The following is a 25,671-nucleotide window of genomic DNA, read 5'->3' on the forward strand; positions in this document are numbered from 1 at the left end:
ACACATCGACTAGCTCTTGTGCGTTATGTCTAGCCTAGCTTACTTGTTGACGACGCGGGCTGCTGCCCAGTCCGGTCTCCAGATCCTTCTCGCGGTTTAATTCGCACAAGGCATGATCGGGGGATGGACTACAACGGCCGGCGGGCCGTCGCCGGCGTAGCGCTTTTCGCGCCCGGACCGATATTTGCCATTCACAACTGTGATCAGCGCTCCGACGGGCGAGTCGCTGCTAGTTGTCGCCGGTGCGTTCGAACGTGTCGGTGAAATCGCCGCCGCCGGCGCATGCCCCGCCTGCCGATATGGTTTGGCGTCCGCGGCCGGTGAGTAGCGCTATCGGGTCGTCCAACTGTGGAGGCATCGGATAGTCGGCGGTGATCGTCGATTGCGCTGTACCGCCGCCGGGGCATGTCGTCGCGCCTGCTTCGTTGCGCGTCCATTTGTCGTCTTTGAAAATCAATGTGACGACCCCGTCGACCGCATGGAACAGGCTCATGCACCGATCGCCGGTGCGGAGGCAGTAGGTGTTGGCGGAGAGGACCTTTCCACGTACGAGGTTGCCGTTCGTGAACGTCGTCGTCTGCTGGTAGTTGCCGTGCAGCGCTTCGGCCGGGCTGACGACCCGAGGTGGAAGAACCGCGGGATCGGGAACCTTGTTGGGGTCGGGGTCTCCGGTGCGAGTGAACTTCACGGTGCGTTTGGCCGCGCATGCGCCGTTCGCGGAGGCCCTGATGGTCTCGCCGGACAGCGTGCCGTCGGGGTTCGGTTGGAGCGTGAACACCACCCAGAGTTCTTCGGGTTGCTCACCGGTGCACTGCGCTGAGGCCAGGCCGACAGCGACCCATGTTCCGCCCAGCTGATCGAAGGTCAGGTTCGACAACAACGCCATTCCGGCGCCGCTGACGTTGGCGGCGGTCGCAACGCAACCGCTGGCTCCGCACTCGGAGCGGACGCCCCAATTACTGGTTGTGGCAGGTGCATTCGGCACCGGTTTGCCTTCGAGGTCGGTGCCCGGTCCGTAGTCGGCGGTGTAGGTGCCCAAGAATTCGCCACCGCTGGGTGATGCGGACGGCGCGCCGGCATCAGGCTTGTCGCCCTGAGTGAATTCGACGATGGCGATGACACCGGCTACAACGATCAGGGTGGTGATGAACACCAGCGCACCGACCAGAAGCCCACGGTTTCGTCCCCGACGCTTCGGTGGCGCCGCTGTCGGCACCTGCATGTGGGGTGTGCTGACGGGCGGGTACGAAAACATCGGTGCGCTGTGGGGTGGTGGTTGCGCCCAGGGCTGCTGGGCAGGCATTGGTGCGCTTGAGGGTGCGCTGTGGCTCAAGGTGGGAGATGCGGTAGGCGCGGGCACCTGCGTAGGCTTCGGCCGGGTGATGACTTCCCTTGCGGCAGAGGCCATATCGACGGCGCTGGCATAGCGCTCCGAGGGCTGCTTGGCCAGGCCGGTGGCGATGACGACATCCAAAGCGGTCGGGATGGTTCGGCTGACCTCGGACGGTCTGGGCGGTGGGGTGAAGATGTGGCCGCTGGCGACCTTCTCAAAGGTGTTGCCGGGGAACGGCTGTTGGCCGGTGAGGCACTCGTACAGGACGCAGGCCAACGCATAGATGTCGGAGCTGGGGTTGATCTGGTCGGCGCTGAAGCGCTCCGGTGCCATGTATGCCCACGTGCCGATCGCGGCACCGGTCTGCGTCACCCCGTCCTCGGCGGTGCGGGCGATCCCGAAATCGATGAGATACGCGAAGTCGTTCTCGTCGATCAGGATGTTCGACGGTTTCACGTCGCGGTGAACGAGGCCTGTCTGGTGTGCGGCATGAAGCGCAGCGGCGATCTGCTCGATGATCGCCACCGCACGTGGCGGTTCGAGCGGCCCGTCATCGAGCAGGCTGTGTAGGTCGGTGCCGGGAATCAGCCGCATCGTCACGAACAGCCGACCGTCGATTTCACCGAAGTCGTAGATCGGTACGACGTGGCGGTCGTCCAACCGGGCGGCGGCACGAACCTCGCGGCGGAATCGCTGCTCGAACTCGGGGTCATCGCTCAGATTGGGGAGCAGCATCTTGAGAGCTACGACGCGATCGATCTGGCTGTCGTACGCGCGCCAGACCTCGCCCATCCCGCCGCGACCCAGCAACTCGATCAGCCGGTAACGACCGAATGGCGTGCCTTCCACCGGCATACGATAACGGCCACTCGCCTGGATCGTGGCGCATAGGAGGGGAAGCCGATGTCCGACAAGACCGACCACCGCCCTCCGCGGCCCGCCGAAGGGGAGAAGGCGACCTTGGTGGAGTTCCTCAACTACCTGCGCCGCGCGATGATTTCCAACCTGGAGGGAGCGCCGGAGCCGCAGGTGCGCACAGCCGGGGTCCCATCGGGGACAAGCGTGCTGGGCCTGGTGAAACACGTGAGCTTTGTCGAGCGGTTCTACTTCCTCGGGGAGGACGTCAGCGACTGGAGTACGACGTTTGCGCCGACGCCCGAGGACACCGTCGAGAGCGTGCTGAACTCGTACCGGGACGCGGTGTCCCGCGCGAACGAGGTGATCGATGCGTGCGAGGACCTGAAAATGCCGGCGCCACGCTCAGCACGACCGCAGTCGGCACCGACGATGCGATGGATCCTGGTGCACATGATCGAGGAGACGGGCAGGCACGCCGGTCACGCCGACATCCTGCGTGAGCAGATAGACGGCGCTACCGGGCGCTGACTCGTGTCTAGCCCGCGGCGTCGAGGATCTTGATCGCGAAGACGAGCGTGTCGCCCGGCAGGATCCCGGCGGAGGGCTGACCGTCGGCGTAGCCGTCGGCTGACGTCATCGCGACGGCCACCGTGGATCCGACTTTCTGTCCCGCGATGGCCTTCTGGAAGCCAGGGACGACGCCGGTGAGCGGGAACTGCTCGGGCGCGCCGCGCTGGTAGCTGCTGTCGAATACCGACCCGTCACGCCCGTTGACGCCCATGTAGCAGACCGAAACCGTCGCCGTGGGTGAGACCACGGGCCCGTCACCTGCCTGCAACGTCTGCACCTGGGTCTCGGTCACGCTGAACGGCGTGCCCACCTTCACCTCTGGAGCCGTCGTGTCCGTGGAACCGGTGACCGCGACATTGCCGGTAGCACCGTTCACCGTCCATTCGGGAGTGCCGCCGGTGGGGGCCACGGTCGGGCACGTGGTGGCTGCTGCCGAGGGTGCCGGTTGAGCCGGCATGTTGGATTCGACCGAGTACAGGTCCGCGGGGTCAGCGGCAGACGACGTCGCAGATGAAGCTTCGGGTTCGGAGTCCGAGCCGCACGCAGCGAGGGTGGTCACGAGCGCGGCGGCAATGCCTGCGAACGCGAGGGTGGAAGACAGACGAGTGGAATTCACGGTCGTCACGGTACAGAGGTGACGCTCGGCGACGGTCGATTGGGCATTGTGCTGCGTGTTTCAGCAGAACTGGTACTCGACGGACCAGTTTTCGCCGCTCCATGTGGCTTGGAAGTGGCCGCCGAGGTCCGGATTGGCGTCATGAATCATGCCGGTGCCGCCCTCTGGTGTGAATCCGGGCGAATCCCAGGTGACGGATTCGAAGACAGGGGAGAGGTCGGGAGTGCAGACCGCCTGCATGGTGATGTAACCGTCGGCGATCGCGAACTCCGCGCTGTCCCGGGTCTGAGCCGGGGTGTAGGGGTCCGCGCCCGCTGCGGGCGCATAAGCCGTCAGCGCGACAGCCGCAGCGGACAGCATGGCGACGGCCCCCCAGTGGAATGGCTTGCGCATCACGGCCCCCTGATCTTGAACTTCTGAGAAGTATCCAGGGCAATTGTCGTCGACGATGAGTTTGGCCAAACTCGGCGGTCTGCATTCAGGAGATCGACACGGGACGGAAGGTCGAACGATGGGAACGAAGCCGGCACGCGGTGGACAGCTACCGATCAACGGGCTGGATCTCTATTACGAGGTATACGGCGAGCTCGTCGGCTCGAAGCCGCCCCTGTTGTTGATCCCCGGTGCGTTCATGGGCGCCGATTCGATGCCCGCATGGGTTGAGGCGTTCGCGAGGGATCGCACAGTGATCGTGTTCGACCAACAGGGACACGGCCGGACACCGGATACGCCACGTGAGATGTCGTACGAGCAGTTCGCCGATGACGCCGCGGAGTTGTTGCGCGCCTTAGGAGTCCAGCGCGCGGACGTGATGGGTTATTCACAGGGCGGCGGAGTGGCGCTGCAACTGGCGATCCGCCACCCCTCGATCGTGAACAAGTTGGTGTCGCTGTCGGCGACCTTCCGCAAGGAAGGTTGGTATCCGGCGGTGTCCGAATCCATTGCGGAACTGACTGCTGGCGACTTCGCGGGTACACCCGTCGAGACGGCGTTCAAGGCGCACACGCCGGATGCCAAGGCGTTCGAGACCTACCTCGAGAAGATGAAGGTCCTGAACATTGACGACCAGCAGATCACCGAAGACGAGATGCGCGCGATCTCGGCCAAGACGATGGTCATCGTCGGCGACGCGGATGGCGTGATGCTCGAACACGCTCTGGCCATGTTCAAGCTGCGCGGTGGAGGCGACGAGGAGGCCGCGGCAACAGGCGTGTTGCAGAAGGCCCCTGACGCGCGGCTGGTGGTCCTGCCTGCGATGTCGCACATCGGTGTGTCGGGTGAGGCGGAGTTGTTGGTACCCATGATCAGCGCATTTCTCGACGACGTCCCACCGAAGACGCCGGATCTCTTTTAGCGCAAGCCGGGCCGGTTACCGTGATTCGTCATGCACGTGTTGGTGGCTCTCGCGGGTATCGGGCAGTCGGACTGTGAGCGCGTCGCGGACCACGCGTTGGCCCAACCTGTTCTCGCAGTTTCCAGCCTCGCTTACGTAGCGACGGGGGTGGTGGTGCTGTGCTGGGCGATGCGGGGCAGGGGAGCGCTGGCCTCAGCGGCGGGAGTAGTTATCATCGCGGTCGGCCTGGGCAGCTTCGTCTATCACGGGCCGCAGCCGACATGGGCAGGTCCTGCGCACGACTGGCCGATCATCGCCTTCGGAGTGGTGTGCGTTGCGGGTCTCGTGCGAAGCGTCCGCAGTCATTGGCGACTGTGGATGGTTGCGGCCGGGATTCTCGCGGTCGCCCTGATTGCCTACGCGGCAGGCCGTTCCGGGTCCCCGCTGTGCCGGCCCGAGAGCCTGTGGCAGTTCCACGGCGCCTGGCACGTCCTCACCGCGGCGGCCGCCGGATGTGCCGCCGTTGCGATGGGGCGCCGACGTGAGGACGCTTCGGCGACTCACGTCGGCGCTGGTCCAACGATTGGTCAGTAGTCCCAGGAGGAGGGAACGCAGCGGAAGACGTCGCCGTGGGTCGCCACATGGCAGACGGAAGGGAATGGCGGGTGGGTGGCCACCATCGCCTCTCCCGTCGCGGCCAGCTCGCGCAACAGCTCGATACGGACGCGGGCGGACTCCTCCGGATCGTGTTCGAACCCGTTGTGCCACTGGAGATTATGAACCCCGGCGCGAACACCGAGTCACCGGCGAACGTGAGTGCGTCACCACCGGACGCGAGGCGCACGATGCTGTGTCCTGGAGTGTGACCGCCGTTGCGGGTGACGAGCACTCCCGGCGCCAGTTCGTACTCCGCCTGTATTCATCCATCCGCGGCATAACCGACTAGCAGACGCCTGTGCTTGCCTGGCGGTATCGCACGTTGCCGTCCATCCGGGGATTGCGGACCGATACGCTGTCATCATCCAGTCCGACCGCCTTCCACGATCAACCGTGCTCGTAGCGCCGATATCGATCGCCGCCCGGGTAGCAAGCCATCGCTGGGGGTCGACTTTGGTCGGGGGTGAGCGATGGCCCGATCGGCTGGGCAATGGTTGAAGCAACCGGATCAGTACGACTGGCTCAGCGCTTACCTGAATGAACGCGGGCTTCAGATGCTCTGGCGCCGCGCGACGTTTGGCTTCACCGTGACGACGGCTGCGCTTCCGATCGTGATGATCTGGAGTCCATTCGGTCCGGACAATCCCGTGAGGGTCGCGCTTGCCATCGCTGCGGCTGTGGTCGCCGTGGCCGGTGGTTTCCTCTGGTTGCTTCGTTGGCCCACACGCCGGCAGTCCGTCATCTTTTCGGCGATGGCCACGGTGGCAATCGCGGCAACGTGCTTTGCCTTCTCAAACCCGTACTCGGGGTTGGGAGCGTGTGCGACCTTCGCCGTCATCGGTGGTTTCGCCGCCTACTTCCACACGACTGGCTTCGTGGTCGCGAACCTCGGTGTGGCCACCCTGTGCGCGGCGATCATGGCATCCCGGCTGATCGCCACCACCGGTGACGTCGCGCTGACAATCGCAACGCTGGTCACGTTGGCATCGCTGAATATCGGTGTACCGTTCGGAATCCTGTCGTTGGTGCACACATTGCGAACAGACTTGCAGGGTTCTGACCGTGATTCGCTCACCGGGCTGCTGAATCGGCGCTCGTTCCAGAACTCGGTCTACCAACTCATGATGCTCCACAAGGGCCCCGCTGCCATCTACGTGGTGATGGCGATGCTCGATCTCGATAACTTCAAACAACTCAACGACACCCTCGGTCACGCCGCAGGCGATCAGGCATTGGTCGACGTCAGCACGGCGCTTCGTGAGAACTGCCGCCCCACAGCGGTGATCGGCAGGGTAGGTGGAGAAGAGTTCGTGGTCGCCGACATCGACACCGCTCCGAATCCAGCCAAGATGGCCGAGCGACTACGCCAGGCCATCGACGGAACTCCGTTACCGGTGACGGCGAGTATCGGTACAGCGGGCGCCCCGCTCGAGACCGACTCAGCGAGAGACAATCTCCAGCTCATCAACGATCTGATCCGCACCTCGGACATGGCGATGTACGAGGCGAAGCGCGCGGGCGGCAATCGGGTGTGCCACTATCCGACGCTGCTACCTCCGGCAGGCATGGAGCCCGGCCCCACGGACATTGAGCAGTAGCGAATCGGGGTGATCGCAACGTGTGGGATCGGGCAGTTTTGGGCAGTGTGAAGGTATGAGCAACAACAAGAAGGTCACCGTGGAACGAACCATCGAGGCGCCAGTCGATGCGATCTTCGACGTACTCTCCAATCCGGAGCGGCACCAGGTGCTCGATGGCTCTGGGTTCATCCGCAGTGTGGACCATGCCGATCGGATCAAACAGGTCGGCGAAGTCTTCACGATGAACATGCAGGGTGACCATATGGGTGGCGAGTACAAAACTGATAACCACGTGTCCGGCTACGTGAAAGACAAGCTGCTGGCCTGGAAGACCGCGCCCGCGGGCACCGAGCCTCCCGGGTGGGAGTGGCTGTGGGAGCTGGAACCGCAAGGTCCTAATGAGACGCTGGTTCGCCATACTTACGACTGGTCCAAGGTCACCGACAAAAAGCTGCTCGAGAAGGTGAAGTTCCCGCTCGTGACCGAGGATCAGCTGACCGACACGCTCGGTCGACTCGCCGCCGAGATTTCGTCCTGATCAAACACCGCGTTGGTGTTCGAACGCGAGCCGATGGACAGCGACACGCCATGAACAATCCGTGCGCCCTCCGACAGGGCCGCCCGTAACCGGGTGACCCGTGATCCATGCCGCGGCGCGGCGGCTCGATCGGAATATGGCCCCGGCGAGACAAGCGCGAGACTTCGCCAGAACTTTGTACAGAGGCGAGTCACCGTGCCGGCGGGTCAATTGGGGTGACCGTCACCAATCGGTCGGGGAGTCGCGCCGCGGTATGGGTGGCAAGCCACCTCCTACGAAAGCCCGACCAGCCGCACATTGCGTAGCCGCAAGCCGTCAACAAATGTGTCGATGCAGCTCGCAGAATCAGCGGGGCGCAACATCGCCTCCTACTGGATGCCTTCACCGGGCTCACCCAGAATGTCCATCGCGTAAACGGTGAAATCGTTTGGCAGGCCGGGGACTTGGTCCCGGGCTCAATGCGCGCGCCTGGGTCAACGCGACAATCCGCCGCCGAGGTCACGGTAGGGAAGGAGTCCGCGGCCGGTCAATTGATTCCCAGCGCTCCTTACCGGCCGGATAGGTAAACCTTTCCTTTTGGGCGTGGACTCTGGCTTCGCGGCGATTACAAAAGCACGCCGCCCGTCAGACACTTGCGTCCATCACCTAGAAGCGGCTTCCGCCGGACGCCGCGACACAACTCAAGGAGTCATCACCATGAAACACCCCATCACAGTTTCCTCGCCTTCGCGTTGGATCATGCGTGCCGCCATGTCCGCAGGTGTGCTTGCCCTCGCGGCCGCCCCATTCGGGGCTCTCGCCGTCGCGAATGCCGACTACAAAGAATCCGACTTCGCATCATGTCTGGAGCGGGACATGCCGACGGACTACTGCTGCGAGCACGCCGGCGGCGTCATGCGCAACGGCGCCTGCATCAATCCCGACGACCTCAGGCTGCCAAGCGGAGGAGCCGTTCTGGAGGTTCAGCCGGATCCGCCCGGAAACGTTCCGCCTTACGTAGTTGGAGATCTGTCCTCGGGATCCGTTCTGGAGGTTCAACCGGCGCCGCCGACGAGGGTTCCGCCCCGCGTGGTCGCCGATGCGCCGGTGTTGATCGGCACTCGCTGAATTCTCGCCCCTCGAGGCGTTTCGATGCATCCACGGTTCACCGCTGAGGCGCGGGGCAGGGGCAGAACACGAAAATTCAGCGGATCAACACAGCGTCAGTAAGTTGACATAATGTGGCTTATCGGCACTTTGTCGAGCTGGCGATAGTCCCGGTGCGCGTCGCGACGGGGTCGATCGATGTCCGTGTCCGTGTCGTTTTGCAGTTGATCTCCGACTTTTTCACTAGTTCGAGAATCAGCGCATGATCCTTTCCGCTCCTTCGCCTACTGGATGTCGCATCTCGTGACGCTTCCGCGCCGGTGGCGTGATCAGCTTCCGCCCGAGGTTCGCCCCCTCGGTCGTTAAGTCCGCGGGCCCGACCAATTCGTCACTGTGACGTATTAGTCGGGTCGGGATTTCTCCATTAGCCCCCTCGTGTGGCGGTTACGCTCCGCCCTCATTGCTGTCGTGGATCCTTTGCGCATGGCGGTCCCGGGCGGCACGCCTATCCGCGTCAGCAGAGAGCTCAGCAAAGTCCGAGGCCAGTTTGGCATAGCCAACATCGAGGGCTTGTTCATACAGTGCGTCTGCCCCGGCCCTGAGCAGCGCACGAAGCACGTCGGCTTCCATTGGAATTTCGGCTGAGATCCACCCTTGCCGCGCGGTCCATCGTCGCAGAGCTTCCGCCGCGGGCGAATCCTGACTGAGGTATGGGGATATCACCGCTTCGTCGGCTTCGCTCAGGATCAGGCTGACGCGTCTAACCACGTTGTCAATGATGACATCACCGGCACCCTCGTGTTTAGTCACTGTGACGGTTTGGGTCGTATAGGCCGGTGGCCTTGTCGGACCCGAGACCTATTGTGAGGGCTTGTTCTGCGGCGGAATAGGTGAAGGGCGGGCAGATGGCCAAGCGTGGTGACCGTATGGCGGCGAAGCGGCGCCGGCAAGAGCGCGAAAAGCAACGTCGACTTACGGTTCCCGAGACCGATCCCGGTCCGGAGGCCTTCGGCATCAAAATGCCACCGCCGGCCGCTCCAGGCGGCCCCGCCTCGCGGCCTGACTTCTCGGAGGTGGATTGGGACAAGCTTAAGGCTGCGTACCCTGACGGCGCACACGGGCTCATGCGAGCGATGTTTCTTGGGCTCATCGGTGAACGCGCCAAACGAGCGAAAGATCTTCTGTCGTGGGGTCTGCGGCCCAATCCGATCCATCGCGAGAGCCGCCTCGCATTCGACGATGCGGCAGTCATACTCGAGGATGAAACGAATCTGGTTAGCTCGACGGCGCTCTATCCGACCATGAACGCATGCGAAAATCTTGCGGCGGCGGCCGAGGTGATTGCGCTGGCACTCACACAGGGGCAAATCCGAACGTCGGCAACGGCGGCGCTGTGCCGTATTGCGATGGAATCGTCGGCCAAGACCATTTGGCTGATTTCCGAGACGGACACGGATGAACGAATTCGCCGTTGCTACGGATTCCTCAAGGCTGAACGTGGCCGGCAAGAAGAGTTCGAGAGGCTTGAGGCTGAGGCTCTGGCAGCGCGAGCAGACCCACTGGCTGAAGTCGATCTGACTAATTTTGAGAAGCGGCGCGAACGGGTGGCTGCCCGGCAGGCCAAGATCGCGGCGTTATCCGCCCAGCATATAACCGGGCCAAGCGGCGGACCTCTCAAATTGGTTGAAGGCGCAGAGATTTGGATGGACGAGCAACTACCACGCAAGGCTGACGCCGAGTTGGACGCCGTGATGCACCCACGTAGCGCCAAGAGCTTCTACTCACTGGGCTCGGGGTTCGTTCACGGATTCAAGTGGCTGATGGGATACGTGCTCAACGACGAAGAACTCGACGACACGCCACTGCTGGCGATCACTCTCGACTCCTTTGGAAACGCAATTCGCATGACTGAGGCTGCAGTGTCGCTGTACGAGGCACAGTCGGTTGGTCCCCGTCCAGACCCCAAGCGAGCTCGCAACTATCCCGACGGTGTGGCAGACGCCGTACAGGTACTGGCTCCGCAGTATCGGTTCGCGGAGAACGCCGACTGAGCCTGGTGAGGGTTACCGCCGCATTGGAGCATGACAGTGGATGGGCATCGCCGGTCATTTGGATGCGGCTCTCCATATCGGGCAATTCAGGCGTGTCGGACGACTAGTTCGCCGATCTCGGCCATACGATCAAAGACGTGCCCACCCATGGGCGCGCGGCGGCGCAGATTCGAAACAGCGAGCTGATTGATTACCGGCCCGCTGAGGGTGAACCTGTCGCTCAAATTCCGGCCGACGAGCTGTGGTCGGTGCAGTTCGAGAAATGCGCGCCGATTCGCAAATCCTCGACGTACAAGGGGCAGAAAAACTTCACCGGCGAGTGGTGGTGCTCGACTACAGAGTCGCACATCTCATTCGAATCGTGGGTTGAACGGGATTTTCTGATAGCGGCCGACTTCGATCCAGACATCATCGGAATATCCGTACAGCCCTTTGCTTTTCGCTTCGTTTCGGTCGCAGGAAAACAGCGGCAGCACACACCTGATGTGTTCCTCCGAACCAGATCCGGCGACGGCGTCGTCGTGGATGTTCGACCAGACCAACTCGTGGACGGTGACGCTCGCGAGGCATTCGAATCGACCATTGCGCTGTGCGGGCGTACTGGGTGGACCTACCGCCGTGTTGGAGATCAGCCTCCGATCCGAGCCGCGAACTTGCGTTGGCTCGCCGGCTACCGGAACCCGCGAAATCGACGGCAGGACGTCGTTACCAACCTGACCTCGCTACTGGTCAACAGCCCGAAGACAATCGGCGAAGCCGCCCTCGCGGCGGGCGAACCGATATTGGTATTACCCACTCTCTATCACCTGCTTTGGACACACGAGATCGACGTCGATGTCGACTCGGCGCCGATCGGTGAACATACGCTGATCCGGTTGGCCACACGATGACTGCTGAGCCGGCCAGAATCGCCATCGGCGACTTTTGTCGCTACGACGGCAAGTTCTGCGAGCTGGTGGCGATCGACGGAATGATAGCGAAGCTACGTCGCGAGGACGGTCAGCTCGCAGCAGTCAAGATTGCGGACTTGTTCGCGGACAATTCGTTCGACGTCCTATCCCCCAGCGTTCGTCGCCGCCCAATCCCACCCGACTACTTCTCCGCGCTGCCGAGGCGGGTCCAGGAGCGCGTCCTCTGGCTCGAGCACCACATCTCCGAAGTGGTCGACGGGATACCAGTCGGCTTACCGCCGCAGACCACTCCGCGCAACGGATACGACATTCGATCGACATCACTCGGACAGCGAGAACGCAACAAATGCTCCGAACTTGATGCCGCTGGAACGCCATTGGGCCTGAAGTACTTTCAAGAACTCCGTCGGCGTTACGAACGATCCGGCGTTGCCGGGCTGGTTGACGGCCGTCTTCACCGTAGGCGCTCGCCAACCCGTCGGGTCGATAGTCGCTACGTGGGCGTGCTGTTGGAGGTGCTGAACGAGAACGAATTGCAGTCGACGCGCACAGAGATTGCCATGAAGTGGCACGTGGACCGGCGAGTGGTCGACAAGTTCGGCGACGGAGTGAAACTACCTTCTCACACCACGTTTCATCGGTTGATGAAACAGCTCCCCCAAGCGCGTCACGCCACTGGATCCGCACGAACCCGGCAGACGAAGAACCATCAGCCGGACGGCGTGTTCGGTAAGGTCGTCGCGAGCCGTCCCGGGGAGTGGATGCAAATCGACACCACGCCGTTCGATGTCGGCATCCGGCTCGATGAGTCGGTGAGGGGTCGGGTGGAGCTGACGGGCCTCGTCGACGCTGCGACGCGCACAATCGTCGCGGCGGTTCTCCGACCTACGACGAAGGCAGTAGACGCATCCCTTCTTGTCGCGAAATCGATGACGCCGGAACCGATGCGGCCAGGATGGATCGATGCCGTCCGAATGTCGAACTCGGTCCTGCCCTACCACGTACTGCGGTCTGTCGACCACAGACTCGAGCACGCTGCTGCCCGCCCCGTCATCGTTCCCGAGAACATCGTGTACGACAACGGCGCCGTCTATCTGTCCAGCACTTTCCGCTCTGCATGCCGATCGCTCGGGATCAGCATGCAGCCTGCACACAAGGACGAGCCTACCGATAAGCCGATCGTCGAACGCACCCTGGGATCGGTCAAAACCCTTTTCGCACAATACGTCACGGGCTACCTCGGATCATCGGTCGAGAACCGAGGCAAGAACGCCGAGCAGAACGCAGTATTCTCGCTGCAAGAGCTTCAGGATCTGCTGGACGAATGGATCGTCGTCGCCTGGCAGAACAGACCCCACGATGGACTGCGGGACCCCTTGAACCCGCAACGAAAGCTGACCCCGAACGAGAAGTATGCGTCCATGCTCGCCGTCAGCGGATATATCCCCGCGCCGTTGACCTCCGACCAATACATCGCACTCCTACCCAGCCTGTACCGGACGGTGACAGCCGCAGGCATCACCATCGACTACCGGACCTACGACAGCGACGACTTGGACGCTGCGCGGGGTGAGATCTCCGGGGTACCCGGCAAGGGCACGCAGTGGCAGGTCCACTACGACCCCTACGACGTCAGTCGCATCTGGGTTCGCAACCACCACGGCGAGGGCTACCTGATGGCCTGCTGGACGCAGCTCCACACCGCACCGCAGCCGTTTGGGTCGTCACTGTGGGAGCATGCACGTCAACTCGAGACAAGTCGAGGAGAGCAGCGAACCTCGCAAGAGGCGATCACGGCCGCAGTCGAGGACCTCTTGGGACGTGCGTCCGTGGCGCCCGAGCCGGCGACCCGGCGTCGCCGCACCGCAAAGGACCGCCGAGCCATCGCGCGTACACGGGCGGCGGCGGCGTTACCACCCACAGTGCCACCAGCAGAGGAAAAGCCGACGCCCCATTTGTCTCCGGCGGAGGACGACGATATCGCCGACGTCATCCCACTACCCGTATTCGACGCCGAGAAGGAGGCCGACACATGGTGATTCGAAGATGACCGTCGATGAGCAGGCGGCCGAGCCCGACCTCGACCCCCGCCAGCTGCCGTCAGTAACGCTTGATGGTTGGCGCAGATTCGTCGACGCCAAACCCGCAATATTTGACCTACCCGATCACGATTACTACAGCACGCTCACCGGTGCGGAGAAGCTCGCATTCGATGACCGACGCATGGCCTACCACTCGGAGTTGGTCATCATCGAGACGTCAACGGTCCGCCACATCACCCGCCAGGGCCGGCTGTTGACTCTGCTCAATCAACGTGAATGCGGCGCCCGCCGATCCATGATCGTGTCAGGGCCGTGGGCGAGCGGGAAGACCACCACCATAAAGTTGCTCGGAAAGATCCACGAGCAGAACGTACGCCGCCGGTATCCCGGCCAGGGCCGGATACCTGTCGTCTACATCACGACACCGCCGAAAGGCTCGCCCCGCAAGCTCGCTTCAGAGTTCGCCAACTTCCTCGGACTTCCTACGCGGCAACGTCACAACACCACAGACATCGCCGATGCCGTGTGCCACGTGCTCACCGAGGCCCGGACCGAACTGGTCATTGTCGACGAGATCCACAACCTCAACCTTGCTAGTGCCGCCGGCGAGGACATGTCCGATCATCTGAAGTACTTCAGCGAGCACATGCCCGCCACATTCGTCTATGCGGGCATCAATGTGGAGCGCTCCGGGCTGTTCACGGGAGTCCGCGGCCGGCAGATCTCAGGACGGTCCGTTCTGATCAAGACGGGAAACTTTCCATTCAACGACGAATGGAAATCGCTTGTCGCATCAATGGAATCAGCATTGCGCCTCTACAAGCACCGAGACGGCACGCTGACGCGCAACTCGAAATACCTACACCAACGAACGGGTGGGTCGATCAGCAGTCTGAGTCATCTCATCCGAGTCGCGGCGATCACGGCCATCCTCAGCGGAGACGACGCAATCACGCGTGAGGCACTCGACGCAGCCATCATCGACCACGCAGCGGAGGCCGCAACCAGCCACCCAATCGCCCCCAAGGCCGGGTAGGTCACGATCATGACTACGCTCACGTCCAGCATCGGCAACCCAACACTTCCCCGTCCGGTGAGGCCCCTGCCGAACGAAGTGCTTGCCGAATACCTCGCCCGTCTGGCGAAGGCGAACGGCATCAGCCGTGCTCGCCTGGAAGCACTTCTGAGCCGCCGCGGGCCAACGGTGCGAGCCGCTCTGGCCATTTGCGTGTCGATGAGCGATCGTGCCCTCGCCTTCGCACTGCCCGAACTGCGAATTGCGGGCGATACCGACGCCTATCCTGAGTTGTTGCAACGCGAAGTGGAATCGGTAGGGCCCGGGTGCCCACTGTGCGCGTCCAGACACGGACAACGAATTTTCCTCCCGCAGGTATGGTCCACCCACGACAACGTGGTGTGCGTCCACCACAGCATGTGGCTCAACGGCACGGCCTTTCGTGCCGACCCAACCCGCCCGATCGTCAAAATCGTTGGCGCCTCACGTGCCGATATTCTGCTCGCACACCGGCGGCATCAACGTCTCATCCGCCAACATGGCCGGCCCGCGATTCTGCAATCTGTCACCGACGCGTACGACATCGTGGAGCGGTGGAACTACTGGCGACCGCTGGAAGCGATCGGATTCCGACTCTCCGAACTCCAACCCGATGAAGCCCAACGAGGCGCGGGCACTGCGAGCCGCAACGCAGCTATGTATCCCGAGATCATTCGGCTGGCCACCGTGCTCAGCGACTCGGCGTGGCGCAGGCGGCTGCTCGCGAAAGACAGAGCAAGACGCGGCAAGGCAACGCTCGACCTTTTTGAACTCGTCCTGGATGGCGACGCCCCCTACCGTGCCGCGGATCCGATCTACGAATGGAGGCTGCGCCAACTGGCGGCAGCGGATGTCAAGAAGCTTGAGCGCAGGGGCAGTCAAGAGAACACGAGGGGATGATGATGACGACAGTCGATCAGGTTGGACCTGCGCTGCCCCACGGCGCAGCAGGATGCACCGACTGGCAGCTGGATGGCGACGAGCTATACAGGATCGTATATACCAACGAGGAAAGCGTCGAGGGTTACGACGTCGGCGTACACCTGTCCGCCATTCAACACCCCAACGGAGAACTCAGCTCTCATGACTTCGTCGAGATCTACCTTGACATCGCTGGTAATGGTCCGCTGTCCGCGGAACAATCACGAGCGCTGGCTCGAATACTGCTCGACGCCGCCGAACAAGCCGAGCATTGGGCGACGGTGCTTGCGCGCTGAGATTTCAAGGTAGTCAAACGCACTCGCCGGCATGGATCGTAAAGCACGACGGACACACCGCGTCACCTGAGCGTGTGCCAGCGGACTTCTGATCTATGCGCTGGGCCGCGAGCACCGCTTTCTGAAGCTTGCTCATGACGTGCTTGTTGCGGAGCAGCCTGCCCACCCGTTCCACAAGTTCGCCAGCCGATAGCGATTGGCCGGCGGACACGGTGCGGCAGTACTGCTGCACCTCCCTCAAAGGCACAATATCGATCGTGCGGGGGCCGAGTTCGCGTGCGACGGTTGATGACTGGTTCCGCAGTCTGAAAGTCCGTGGTTTGTTGCCGGACTGATTCAATGGGTTTTCCGACACGATGCGCTGCTGCCGCTCAGCAGCTGAAATAGCCCGATTGAGCAGACGCGAGAACTCATCGTGAGACTCTCGGCCCGTCGCGCACTTTCGGTAGACCTGGTGCAACCGCCACCCAGTCAGAGGACCCTCCGCACCCACGATGCGAACGATGTTGTCGATGACCCGGTCGGCCGGTGTCTGCGAGATCGGTGATAAAGGCTCAGAGAAAACGGGATACCTCTGCAGCGCGGGAGGCGCAAAGCTGGAGGTCTGCGGCCGCGCATCGCTGGTTGGAGCCGGTGATTGAAGGCGTTCTGGAACCACGCAACGGGGTCGGTCCTCACGGCTCTCCGAACGAGTCGAGCTCTGCACTGGCGGTCCAGGTCTCACAACGCGGTGACGAGTCGCTGGTGCAGTCGGTCTGACAGATTCCGTTGTGGTCGTTGCCGGTCGAGATACGGTCGGCTTCTCAGTCGGGGGCGACGTCTTCGGTGGCTCACTTGGTGCTGTCGAGGGCGCGGTCTTCACCGATTGACCGAAAAGCCGCTCGCGTTCGGCAGCGATGATGTCGCGTGCGAGCTCGGCCTCGGTGACGTCGTAGGCTTCCGGGGCGCTTGCTGCGGTTTCGCTTTCGCGGGCAATGCTTTCGAAGAGTTCCTTCTTGGTGGCCAGAATCTCACGAAGCCTCTGGTCGACTCCTTCGTCGGACAGAAGTCGGTGGACTTGGACGGATTCGAGCTGGCCCATGCGGTGCGCCCGTGCGATGGCTTGCCACTCGGTGGTCGGTTTGAGCTGCGGTTCGCAGATCACAACCACCGAGGCCGCCTGGATGTTGAGACCCACTCCGCCAGCGACGATTTGGGCGACCAGCACGGCCCCCTTGTTGGCAGCGGAGAAGTCGTCGACCATTTCCTGGCGTTGGCTGGCGGCGACGGAGCCGGTCAGTGGTCCAAAGACCCGGCCGGGCATAAACCGTACAACATCGCTCAGAACACCGAGAAAGTGCGAGAAGACAACGACGCGGCGGCCGTTAGCCTCTGCCTCCTCAACGATCTCGACCAAGCGTTGCATCTTGGTCGACTTGAGTCCGTGCTTCATCGTCGCCTGGCGCATCGCCATGAAGTTGCGCTGCTCCACGGCGGAGCGGTACGCCGCGGCGTCGTCGCCCGACATCGGCATCCACTCGTCGACCTCAACGAGTTCGGGAAGCTCAGTGAGGACATCTTCTTGGTTGCGGCGCAGGTATGCCGGCGCTACCTGGCGGCGAAACTTCTTCGGCGCGAATTCGTTCGCATCCAACACGAGGTCCGGGCGGAGGTAGCCGACGAGGTTGCGGAACTCGTCGAGTCGGTTCTCCAGTGGGGTGCCGGTGAGCAGAACTGCTCGTTCACAGGAGTCAATGAGCTGTGCGGTTCTCTGCGTGCGAAGTGCGTCGGGGTTCTTGATGTAGTGCGCTTCGTCGACGACCACGCAGCCGAGCACCGGGACTGATACCTCATCGTTGAGCCATCGCAGCGTTTCGAAGGTCGTGACGCCCACGCCGCCGTTGCGTTTCCAGTTCTTCGCCGCCCATTGTCGGTCGGGACCGTGCAGACGGTGTGCGGGCAATTTCGACTTCGCGGTGACCTCGCGAACCCAGTTCGTTACTACGGCCGCGGGGCACACGACCAGGAAGTTGTTGTCGCCCTTAGCTCGCAGGTGCGCCAGCGTCGCAATGGCCTCGACGGTCTTGCCCAGACCCATCTCGTCTCCGATGATGACCTTGCGCTGGACCAGTGCGAAACGTGCCGCAAAGCTCTGATAGCCGCGTAGCGATGCAGTGAGGTAGTCGCCTTTCAGCTCGAAATCACGTACTGCTTCGATGATTTCGGTAGGCAGGTCACCATGAGCTTTCTCGTCGTCCTCGGTCATGAACCCGAGTTCAGCGAGCAGCGCGAAGTAGTCCGCGGGACGGGTGAGGAAGTCGTCCCAGGGGTCGTCGCTTGTCGCGGCGTCTTGGGCGTCGGCGATCGCTCGGGCAGCCCGGGCCACGATCTGAACGGCGTCTCGGAAGTCCGCGACGGTCGACAAGGCGGTGGGGATGACGATGGCGTGGGTGACCGTGTTGTCGATGACTGCTGCGACGGGTGCCAACTCTTCGACGATTGCCATATCCGCCGACGAAGCGGTGGCCCTACGCGCCGCGTCCCACCCACGCAGGCGGCGAAGGAAGTCGGTGTGCTCTGGGGTGCGGTTCTTGATGTCGATGCGCATCGGCATCTCGTCGTAGGTGTTCTGCCGCAGCGTCCGGGCGGCTGCGCGAATGCGGGTTGCGGAGGTTTCCCCGATGCCGTCGAAGTGCTCGAGAATGCCTTCGTTAGCCAAGACAGCGAGGACAGTGGTGATGCCGTTGTCGGTGAGAGCGCCGATGCGGATCTTGTCGCGGGTGGCTTCGCGTAGCCGTTCCACGGACATGTCGGCCAGCATGCGATCGGTCTCATTGGCGCGGACGGCGTTTCCCGCGTCGACCGCGGCTTTGCGCAGCTTGGACTCTTCAGTAGCGGCACGATGGATGACGGCGGTGGCGTTCGGGAGGATCGCGAAGGTCGTCGAGTCGACCAGATCGGCAGTTTGGCCGTGGTCGGGTAGCTGCTGTTTGAAGCCCACCCAGTCGGTCAGGACGTCGCGGACAGTGAGGGCGCGGATCCGGGGATCGTCGACCGGCTTGGCCTGGTCGATCGCCGGTCCAACACCGCTAGTCAGGAACCACCGTCGGTAGTCGGTGAGGAACTGCGCCGCTTGATTGGCTTTGTCTCGGGTTCCGCCGAACAGCAGCAGGCGACCGAACCCCGTGACCTTCCTCAGGTCCTCCGTGGCCGCCGCGACTTCGGTGGTGAGCCGGTCAAGTTCTCGCTGGACGTCTGGATGAATTGACGGGAGGCAGGATGCCCTAGCCATGGTGTGGACAAGCGGCAGATCGTCGGCGCGTAGCGGGATGACGTGCCAGAGGTAGCGGTTGTTGCGCAGTGCCTTCGCGGTGCGTGCTCGTAGCGCGGCGGATTGGGCGGCGGCCGTGCTAGCAATCTCATGGCGTGCGACTGCCACCGCCTTGGCCGCGTCTACCCAGGCTCGTACTTCATCACCAATCGCCGCTGTTGACGGCTGTGCGTCGCTGCTCATGGTCCCCATTGATCGACGACGTGCTTCCTGCGGGAGATTAGCGGACCTAGCGACGATTCGCGGACTACCCCGGATATTGTCGGGGAGGTCGACTAGCGTGGGTCAGCTATCTACCGGGGAGGACAAGAAGTGCTGCTGGAAGAGTTGAAGCCTGGCCTGCGGATCGACGGGTTGATCCCAGCGCAGGTGATCACGGTGATCTTTGCCCAGTGGCACGGCACCGACGCTCTGGAGCTGACCTACAAGACCAACGACGGTGCCCTCGGCCAGCAGGTGGTGTTCCGCAAGGACCAGGACAACCTCACCGTCGCCCAGACCGGCAGCCGGGCGTTCGATGCCAACGCCACCGACTTCAAGATGGTCGCCGAGGCCCAACGGATCACCCTGGCCGGATTGTTCGACCCGATGTTGGCCGTGGCCACCAGCGACGTCAGGCCGCTCCCTCATCAGATCAGGGCTGTCTACGGCGAGCTTCTCCCCCGAACTCCACTGAGGTTTCTGCTCGCCGACGACCCCGGCGCCGGTAAGACCATCATGGCCGGCCTGTACATCAAAGAGCTGCTGTTGCGCGACGACGTGCGCCAATGCCTGATCGTCGCCCCCGGCGGGTTGGTCGAGCAGTGGCAGGACGAACTGTTCTTCAAGTTCGGGCTGCGGTTCGACCTGCTGACCAACCAGCTCATCGACGCCAACGTCAACCTCAACGTCTTCGAGAGCAACCCGCTGCTGATCGCGCGGATGGATCAGTTGTCGCGCAATGAGGAGCTTCAGGCCCAGCTCAAGGAGACTGAGTGGGACCTGATCATCGTCGACGAAGCCCACCGGATGGGTGCCCACTATTTCGGGGGCAAGCTGGAGAAGACAAAGCGCTTCCTGCTCGGTGAGATGCTCGGCCGCATCACGCGCCATCTGTTGCTGATGACTGCCACTCCTCACTCCGGTAAGGAAGAGGACTTCCAGCTGTTCCTTACCCTGCTGGACCGCGACCGATTCGAGGGTAAGAACACCAAGACCGCCAACACTGACGGCATCATGCGCCGCATGGTGAAAGAAGACTTGCTGACCTTTGACGGGAAGAAGCTCTTTCCGGAGCGCCGCGCCGAGACCGTGCCCTACGAACTCACCGAACTGGAGTACTCGCTCTACGAGCAGGTGACCGCCTACGTTCGCGAGGGCATGAATCGTGCCGACCGGGTGGGCGGCAAACGCAAGAACACGGTCGGCTTCGCCCTGACCGTGCTGCAGCGCCGCCTGGCATCGAGCCCCGAGGCCATCTACAAGAGCCTCGTGCGCCGCACTGAACGGCTCGAGCGCAAGAAGCTCGAAATCCTCAACGGCACCTACACCGACAGGGAGCCGACCGTCGACGTCGAAGGACTCGACGCTGACGACTACAGCTCCGAGCAGATCGAGGAGCTCGAAGAGGAGCTGCTCGACGCCGCCACCGCTGCGCAGACAGTCGAGGAACTTGATGCCGAACTGCTCGAACTAGCCGACCTGACGACGGTCGCCAAGCAGGTTCGCGATTCCGGCACCGACCGCAAGTGGACCGAGTTGAGCCACATCCTCCAGGACGAGGCGCTGACCGTCGACGCGAACGGCTGGCCGCGCAAGCTGATCATCTTCACTGAGCACCGCGACACTCTCGACTACCTGGCCGGTCGCATTCGGACGCTGATCGGCAAGCCCAACGCTGTGCAGGCGATCCACGGCGGAGTGCGCCGCAGAGAGCGCCGCGTGATCACCGAGGAGTTCACCAAGAACAGGGACTGCCAGATCCTGCTGGCCACCGATGCCGCCGGCGAAGGCCTCAACCTGCAAGCTGCCCACCTGATGGTCAACTACGACCTGCCGTGGAACCCCAACCGGATCGAGCAGCGCTTCGGCCGTATTCACCGCATCGGCCAGGAGGAGGTCTGCCGCCTCTGGAACATCGTCGCAAGCAATACCCGCGAAGGTGACGTCTTTGTCCGGCTGCTTGCCAAGATCGAAGAACAGCGGAAAGCCTATGGCGGCAAAGTCTTCGACGTCCTCGGCGAAGCATTCTCGGAGACTCCCCTGCGGGAACTGCTTCTGGACGCGATCCGGTATGGCGAACTTCCCGAAGTTCGCGCCAAGATGCACGAAGTCATCGACCACAAAGTATCCGACGGGCTCAAGGAACTGCTCAACGAACGAGCGCTCGCCTCTGACCATCTCGCCGACGCCGACCTCGCCAAGCTCCGCGCCGCCATGGACGAGGCCCGCGCACGCCGACTCCAGCCGCACTACATCGAGTTGGCATTCAAGGCAGCGTTCACCCGACTCGGTGGTCGCATCGCCAAACGCGAGCGAGGCCGCTACGAAATTGCCAACGTGCCAGCACAAATCAGAGCCAGCAAGTACCAGCCGATCGCGACAAAGTATGACCGCGTCACCTTCGACCTTGAACATGTGCACTCCGAAGAGCTGGCACGCGCCGACCTGCTCGCACCGGGACACCCGCTGCACGACGCAGTGATGGACGAAGCGATACGACACTTTGGCGGCACCCTAAACAGCGGCACCGTGCTGGTGTCAGCGACGCTGGAGGAGCCTCACCTGCTCGTCGGCGTTGTCGAAGAGGTCGCCGATGCCACCGGTGCTGCGGTGTCCCGACGTTTCGGCTACGCCTATGTCGACAGCCTCGGCACCGTAACGCCTGCAGGGCCGGCACCCTATCTCGATTGCGTCGCCGCACCCGACACACCAGCCGTCGCAACCGCGCGCCAACTCCCCTGGCTGGCCGACGCCGAAGATCGCGCCAACAGCTGGATCATCACGACCCAACTTCCTGAATACCTATCCGAGGTGCGACCGCGTCGTGCCGCAGAGCTCGCGAAGTGTCGCGATCTAGTGGTGAAACGCCTTGAAGGTGAACGCGATCGGATGCTTCTTGACGCTGCAGTGGCCGCAGAAAAGGAGCAGGCTGGAGAAAAGCCGAAGGAGTCCGCTGAAAGCCTCAACCGCAAGGCAGTCGAGCTCGACGCGCGCCTACGCAACCGGCTTGAACTGCTCGACAAGCAGGCACTGATGTCGACCAAGCCACCGCGCATCGTCACCGCTGCGCTGGTCTTGCCCATCGCCTTGGTTGACGGTGAACTGCCAGCGTCGGCGCCAATCCATGCTAAGGAAACCAAAGAGGTCGAACGGCGTGGTGTTGATCTAGTGATGTCGACGGAGCGAGCACTTGGCCGCACGCCGGTCGAACAGCCTTTCAACAACAAGGGATTCGACATCCTGTCCTCGGACTCAACCGGCGACACCTACCGTATCGAGGTCAAGGCCCGAATAGACGGGGCCACGGACTTCTTCGTCACGCACAACGAGGTGATGGTCGGCAAGAACGCGGCACCGCGCTACCGGCTGGCTTTGGTCAAGGTCGATCCGCTAGGGACGGCCCACGACGAAGTTCGCTATCTCGATAACCCGTTCGCCTCAACGGATCTCGGCGACTTCGACGCCACTGGCGTCCGTGGCGACTGGACAAAGATGTGGAACAAGGGAGTGAATCCATTCTGATGACTGACGGCGTAGTGGCGACCCACCCGGTCCGCAAACGGAAACTGATCGAGGTGTCGCTTCCGCTGGAAGCGATCAACCGGGAGGCGGCGTACGAGAAGGTTCCAGCGATCCGCCCGCATCCACGCACTTTGCATTTGTGGTGGGCGCGGCGACCACATGTGGCGGCAAGGGCCGTGCTGTTTGCTCAGCTTGTCGATGACCCGAGCGCCCGGCCGGATGAATTCCCAACCGACGAACTTCAACGCAAGGAGCGCGACCGTCTGCACGCCCTGATCCAGCGGCTCGCCGTTTGGACCAACTCATGGGATGAGTCGCTCTTCGCTGAGGCCCACGCTGAGATTCTCAAGTCGACTGACGGCACCCCACCGACCATCCTCGACCCATTTGCTGGCGGCGGGACTATTCCACTTGAGGCGCAACGTCTCGGCCTAGACGCGCTTGCGAGCGACCTCAACCCTGTAGCAGTGCTGATCAATAAGGCATTGATCGAGATCCCACCAAGATTTAAGAACCAACCGCCGGTATTCCCAGGTCTAGCTGATTCACAGATTCGGGACTGGCGAGGAGCCGAAGGTTTGGCGGCGGATGTGCGCGCATACGGAAAGTGGATGCACGACGAGGCGGAAAAGAGAATCGGGCATTTGTACCCGAAGGCGGTCCTTTCTGATCGATCCGAGGCCCCAGTGATCGCGTGGATATGGGCGAGGACCGTCACCTGCCCCAACCCAGCGTGCGGAGTGGAGATGCCTCTGGTTGGAAACTTCTGGCTGAGTAGGCGAAAGGGCAAAGAGGCATTTCTTGTGCCCGCGGTAGTCCGCGATCCAAGCAGCCCGGCCGGTGTTCGTATCGACTTCAGTGTCGGACAGGCACCGGACCTCCCACCAAGCCGAGTAGCAGAGGGGACGGTTGGTCGAAGTGGAGCCGCGTGCCTTGCGTGTGCGGCAGCCGTACCTCTGGCTTACATTCGTGACCGTGGCCGAGCTCATGAATTTGGGGTGCAGTTAGTCGCTGTCGTCGCGGAAGGTAGCCGTCAGCGCGTCTACCTACCGTCCTCACCTATGCACGAGAGCGCAGCCGAGGTCCCTACGCCTGAGGAATCGGTGAGCGGCTCGCTGGGTTACTACCCGCGTGATCTAAAGGCACCTACTTATGGCCTCACCGAGTTCACGGACCTCTTCACAAGTCGCCAACTCGTGGCCCTCACGACCTTCAGCGACCTGGTTGCCGAAGCGCGCGAGCTCGTCGAAGCCGATGGTGGGACGCGTGATTACGCCGACGCCGTCGCAACTTACCTCGGACTTGCCGTCAGCCGAACCGCCGATCGTTCTTCGACAATCGCGAGCTGGGATTCGTCGCTGGGCAAAGTACGCAACACATTTGGCCGGCAGGCGATTCCTATGACGTGGGACTTCGCGGAAGTCAATCTCTTCTCGTCGTCAACCGGTAATTTCCTCAGCCAGTTCGATTGGGTCACTGATGCTTTCGAGAGGGGGCCGACTCAGGCTCGTGGAATTGCTGCGCAGGTCGACGCGACGAGCGGCCAGTACGAGGGGGTTGTGATTTCTACGGACCCACCGTATTACGACAACATCGGCTACTCCGATCTATCCGACTTTTTCTACATCTGGCTTCGTCGCTCACTTCGCGCCGTCCACCCGCAGCTGCTCTCGACCATGCTGGTTCCCAAGGCAGAGGAACTAGTCGCCAACCCATATCGCCACGACGGCAATCAGGGTGCGCGCGAGTTTTTCGAGGAAGGGTTCCGCCGCGTGTTTGCCCGAGCACGGGCCAGCGCGTCGCCTGACTACCCGATCACTGTTTACTACGCCTTCAAGCAAAGTGAAACGACGTCGGGCGGAGAGTCCTCGACGGGTTGGGAAACCCTTCTTGAGGGAATGATCCGCTCAGGTTGGGAGATTACTTCTACGTGGCCACTCCGGAGCGAGCAGAGCTACCGGATGATTGCGAGCGGCTCCAATGCGCTTGCTTCATCGATTGTGCTTTCGCTTCGTCCGCGACCAGAGGGATCTCCGACAACTGATCGTCGTGGGCTAATTGCGGCGCTCGAGTCCGAGCTACCTGACGCGCTGCGGAAGCTACAACAAGGTCCGATCGCACCGGTGGACCTGCCCCAAGCAGCCATCGGACCGGGGATGGCAGTTTTCAGTCGCTACAGTGCGGTCCTGGAACCGAATGGCTCAAGGATGACTGTTCGATCGGCGCTTTCCCGGATCAACGAGATCCTCGATCAAGTGCTCAACGAACAAGAAGGCGATTTCGACCCAACGACACGGTTCGCGATCGCCTGGTATCGCCAACATGGGTACGGCACTGGGTCATTTGGAGACGCGAACAATCTGGCTAACGCTCGAAACACAGCTGTTGATGCGATGGACCGCGGCGGCATTCTGACCAGTCGCGCCGGCCGCGTCCAACTCATCAAACCGTCGGATCTGACTGTGGATTACGACATCCTCGCCGACCTCCACACCAGCAACTGGGAAGTATTGCACCACCTGATCAACAGAACCGAAGGAGAAGGCATCGCAGCAGCCGGCGAGTTCATGCGCGTCGCGCTGACGCGCCCTGATAGTGCGGTCGACGCCGACCTCATCAAGGAGCTCGCGCACCTCTTGTTCCGCATCTCGGAGAGCAACGGCTGGACCAAGGACGCAATCAGTTTTAACAACCTGGTCACTAGCTGGCCAGAGATTTTCGACGCCGCGCGAGCTGACTCGCCCGTGAGAAATACGCAAAGCGCCTTCGACTTCGACGAAGAGAGTGACTGA

19 protein-coding genes and 1 pseudogene are annotated in these 25,671 nt (G+C 62.4%); 14 read left to right on the forward strand and 6 right to left on the reverse strand.

The window, feature by feature from the left end:
- Positions 1-229: 229 nt before the first annotated feature.
- A complete protein-coding gene (locus tag M1248_RS24635) occupies positions 230-2,188 on the reverse strand; it encodes a serine/threonine-protein kinase (RefSeq protein ID WP_317150002.1) in 1,959 nt (652 codons plus the stop codon).
- A gap of 48 nt (positions 2,189-2,236) precedes the next feature.
- On the opposite strand from M1248_RS24635, the gene M1248_RS24640 reads away from it, so the two are divergent.
- Positions 2,237-2,719 carry a DinB family protein gene (locus M1248_RS24640; RefSeq protein WP_163728085.1) on the forward strand — a complete coding sequence of 161 codons (483 nt, stop codon included), beginning with the start codon at positions 2,237-2,239 and terminating at the stop codon, positions 2,717-2,719.
- A 7-nt stretch (positions 2,720-2,726) separates the two neighbouring features.
- On the opposite strand, the gene M1248_RS24645 is transcribed toward M1248_RS24640, so the two are convergent.
- Positions 2,727-3,386, reverse strand: coding sequence for an FKBP-type peptidyl-prolyl cis-trans isomerase (locus tag M1248_RS24645; RefSeq protein WP_232076102.1), 660 nt, complete (start codon positions 3,384-3,386; stop codon positions 2,727-2,729).
- A 51-nt stretch (positions 3,387-3,437) separates the two neighbouring features.
- Positions 3,438-3,770, reverse strand: a complete 333-nt coding sequence (locus tag M1248_RS24650) for a hypothetical protein (RefSeq protein WP_317150003.1) — start codon at positions 3,768-3,770, stop codon at positions 3,438-3,440.
- A gap of 118 nt (positions 3,771-3,888) precedes the next feature.
- On the opposite strand from M1248_RS24650, the gene M1248_RS24655 reads away from it, so the two are divergent.
- Positions 3,889-4,731: an alpha/beta hydrolase gene (locus tag M1248_RS24655; RefSeq protein WP_317150004.1), complete on the forward strand. Its 843-nt coding sequence runs from the start codon at positions 3,889-3,891 to the stop codon at positions 4,729-4,731.
- Positions 4,732-4,761: 30 nt separating this feature from the next.
- Positions 4,762-5,304 carry a hypothetical protein gene (locus M1248_RS24660; protein ID WP_317150005.1) on the forward strand — a complete coding sequence of 181 codons (543 nt, stop codon included), beginning with the start codon at positions 4,762-4,764 and terminating at the stop codon, positions 5,302-5,304.
- Here M1248_RS24660 and M1248_RS24665 read toward each other — a convergent pair.
- Positions 5,298-5,626 (reverse strand): annotated as a pseudogene (locus M1248_RS24665) (MBL fold metallo-hydrolase); the annotation flags it as partial. The gene M1248_RS24660 and the pseudogene M1248_RS24665 overlap by 7 nt on opposite strands.
- Positions 5,627-5,837: 211 nt before the next feature.
- Here M1248_RS24665 and M1248_RS24670 point away from each other — a divergent pair.
- The 3 genes from M1248_RS24670 to M1248_RS24680 all read left to right on the forward strand — a co-directional run bounded on the left by M1248_RS24670 (position 5,838) and on the right by M1248_RS24680 (position 8,592).
- Positions 5,838-6,965 (forward strand): GGDEF domain-containing protein, encoded by a 1,128-nt coding sequence (locus M1248_RS24670; RefSeq protein ID WP_317150006.1) that lies wholly within the window; start codon positions 5,838-5,840, stop codon positions 6,963-6,965.
- 55 nt (positions 6,966-7,020) lie between these two features.
- Positions 7,021-7,485, forward strand: a complete 465-nt coding sequence (locus M1248_RS24675) for an SRPBCC family protein (RefSeq protein ID WP_163728071.1) — start codon at positions 7,021-7,023, stop codon at positions 7,483-7,485.
- A gap of 696 nt (positions 7,486-8,181) precedes the next feature.
- Positions 8,182-8,592, forward strand: a complete 411-nt coding sequence (locus M1248_RS24680) for a hypothetical protein (RefSeq protein ID WP_163728067.1) — start codon at positions 8,182-8,184, stop codon at positions 8,590-8,592.
- 423 nt (positions 8,593-9,015) lie between these two features.
- Here M1248_RS24680 and M1248_RS24685 read toward each other — a convergent pair whose 3' ends face one another.
- The gene (locus M1248_RS24685) at positions 9,016-9,381 is read right to left on the reverse strand and encodes a hypothetical protein (RefSeq protein WP_317150007.1); all 366 of its coding nucleotides are present in this window, start codon (positions 9,379-9,381) and stop codon (positions 9,016-9,018) included.
- Positions 9,382-9,476: 95 nt separating this feature from the next.
- Between M1248_RS24685 and M1248_RS24690 the strand changes: the two genes are divergently transcribed.
- The 6 genes from M1248_RS24690 to M1248_RS24715 all read left to right on the forward strand — a co-directional run bounded on the left by M1248_RS24690 (position 9,477) and on the right by M1248_RS24715 (position 15,846).
- Complete coding sequence (locus tag M1248_RS24690; protein ID WP_317150008.1) at positions 9,477-10,622, forward strand: hypothetical protein; 1,146 nt, start codon at positions 9,477-9,479, stop codon at positions 10,620-10,622.
- Between the two features lie 248 nt (positions 10,623-10,870).
- Positions 10,871-11,512 (forward strand): TnsA-like heteromeric transposase endonuclease subunit, encoded by a 642-nt coding sequence (locus M1248_RS24695; protein WP_317150009.1) that lies wholly within the window; start codon positions 10,871-10,873, stop codon positions 11,510-11,512.
- On the forward strand, positions 11,509-13,572 hold the full coding sequence (locus M1248_RS24700) for a Mu transposase C-terminal domain-containing protein (RefSeq protein ID WP_317150010.1): 2,064 nt from the start codon (positions 11,509-11,511) through the stop codon (positions 13,570-13,572). Before M1248_RS24695 ends, M1248_RS24700 begins: the two co-directional genes overlap by 4 nt.
- A 7-nt stretch (positions 13,573-13,579) precedes the next feature.
- A complete protein-coding gene (locus M1248_RS24705) occupies positions 13,580-14,611 on the forward strand; it encodes an ATP-binding protein (RefSeq protein ID WP_317150011.1) in 1,032 nt (343 codons plus the stop codon).
- A 9-nt stretch (positions 14,612-14,620) separates the two neighbouring features.
- Complete coding sequence (locus tag M1248_RS24710) at positions 14,621-15,529, forward strand: hypothetical protein (RefSeq protein ID WP_317150012.1); 909 nt, start codon at positions 14,621-14,623, stop codon at positions 15,527-15,529.
- Between the two features lie 2 nt (positions 15,530-15,531).
- Complete coding sequence (locus M1248_RS24715; RefSeq protein ID WP_317150013.1) at positions 15,532-15,846, forward strand: hypothetical protein; 315 nt, start codon at positions 15,532-15,534, stop codon at positions 15,844-15,846.
- Between the two features lie 13 nt (positions 15,847-15,859).
- Here M1248_RS24715 and M1248_RS24720 read toward each other — a convergent pair whose 3' ends face one another.
- Positions 15,860-19,339 carry an SNF2-related protein gene (locus tag M1248_RS24720; protein WP_317150014.1) on the reverse strand — a complete coding sequence of 1,160 codons (3,480 nt, stop codon included), beginning with the start codon at positions 19,337-19,339 and terminating at the stop codon, positions 15,860-15,862.
- A 129-nt stretch (positions 19,340-19,468) separates the two neighbouring features.
- Between M1248_RS24720 and M1248_RS24725 the strand changes: the two genes are divergently transcribed.
- Entirely contained in the window at positions 19,469-22,879 is a 3,411-nt protein-coding gene (locus tag M1248_RS24725; RefSeq protein WP_317150015.1) for a helicase-related protein, read from the forward strand.
- Positions 22,879-25,671: a DUF1156 domain-containing protein gene (locus tag M1248_RS24730; protein WP_317150016.1), complete on the forward strand. Its 2,793-nt coding sequence runs from the start codon at positions 22,879-22,881 to the stop codon at positions 25,669-25,671. The genes M1248_RS24725 and M1248_RS24730 overlap by 1 nt, the downstream gene beginning before the upstream one ends.

The organism is Mycobacterium sp. 29Ha, assembly GCF_032883055.1.
Taxonomy (GTDB): Bacteria; Actinomycetota; Actinomycetes; order Mycobacteriales; family Mycobacteriaceae; genus Mycobacterium; species Mycobacterium gallinarum.

Coding starts and splice junctions, on each gene's coding strand:
- M1248_RS24705 (WP_317150011.1), top strand. CDS start 13,580: ATGACCGTCGATGAGCAGGCGGCCGAGCCCGACCTCGACCCCCGCCAG.
- M1248_RS24675 (WP_163728071.1), top strand. CDS start 7,021: ATGAGCAACAACAAGAAGGTCACCGTGGAACGAACCATCGAGGCGCCA.
- M1248_RS24650 (WP_317150003.1), bottom strand. CDS start 3,770: ATGCGCAAGCCATTCCACTGGGGGGCCGTCGCCATGCTGTCCGCTGCG.
- M1248_RS24710 (WP_317150012.1), top strand. CDS start 14,621: ATGACTACGCTCACGTCCAGCATCGGCAACCCAACACTTCCCCGTCCG.
- M1248_RS24640 (WP_163728085.1), top strand. CDS start 2,237: ATGTCCGACAAGACCGACCACCGCCCTCCGCGGCCCGCCGAAGGGGAG.
- M1248_RS24730 (WP_317150016.1), top strand. CDS start 22,879: ATGACTGACGGCGTAGTGGCGACCCACCCGGTCCGCAAACGGAAACTG.
- M1248_RS24690 (WP_317150008.1), top strand. CDS start 9,477: ATGGCCAAGCGTGGTGACCGTATGGCGGCGAAGCGGCGCCGGCAAGAG.
- M1248_RS24680 (WP_163728067.1), top strand. CDS start 8,182: ATGAAACACCCCATCACAGTTTCCTCGCCTTCGCGTTGGATCATGCGT.
- M1248_RS24655 (WP_317150004.1), top strand. CDS start 3,889: ATGGGAACGAAGCCGGCACGCGGTGGACAGCTACCGATCAACGGGCTG.
- M1248_RS24660 (WP_317150005.1), top strand. CDS start 4,762: ATGCACGTGTTGGTGGCTCTCGCGGGTATCGGGCAGTCGGACTGTGAG.
- M1248_RS24715 (WP_317150013.1), top strand. CDS start 15,532: ATGACGACAGTCGATCAGGTTGGACCTGCGCTGCCCCACGGCGCAGCA.
- M1248_RS24720 (WP_317150014.1), bottom strand. CDS start 19,339: ATGAGCAGCGACGCACAGCCGTCAACAGCGGCGATTGGTGATGAAGTA.
- M1248_RS24670 (WP_317150006.1), top strand. CDS start 5,838: ATGGCCCGATCGGCTGGGCAATGGTTGAAGCAACCGGATCAGTACGAC.
- M1248_RS24635 (WP_317150002.1), bottom strand. CDS start 2,188: ATGCCGGTGGAAGGCACGCCATTCGGTCGTTACCGGCTGATCGAGTTG.
- M1248_RS24700 (WP_317150010.1), top strand. CDS start 11,509: ATGACTGCTGAGCCGGCCAGAATCGCCATCGGCGACTTTTGTCGCTAC.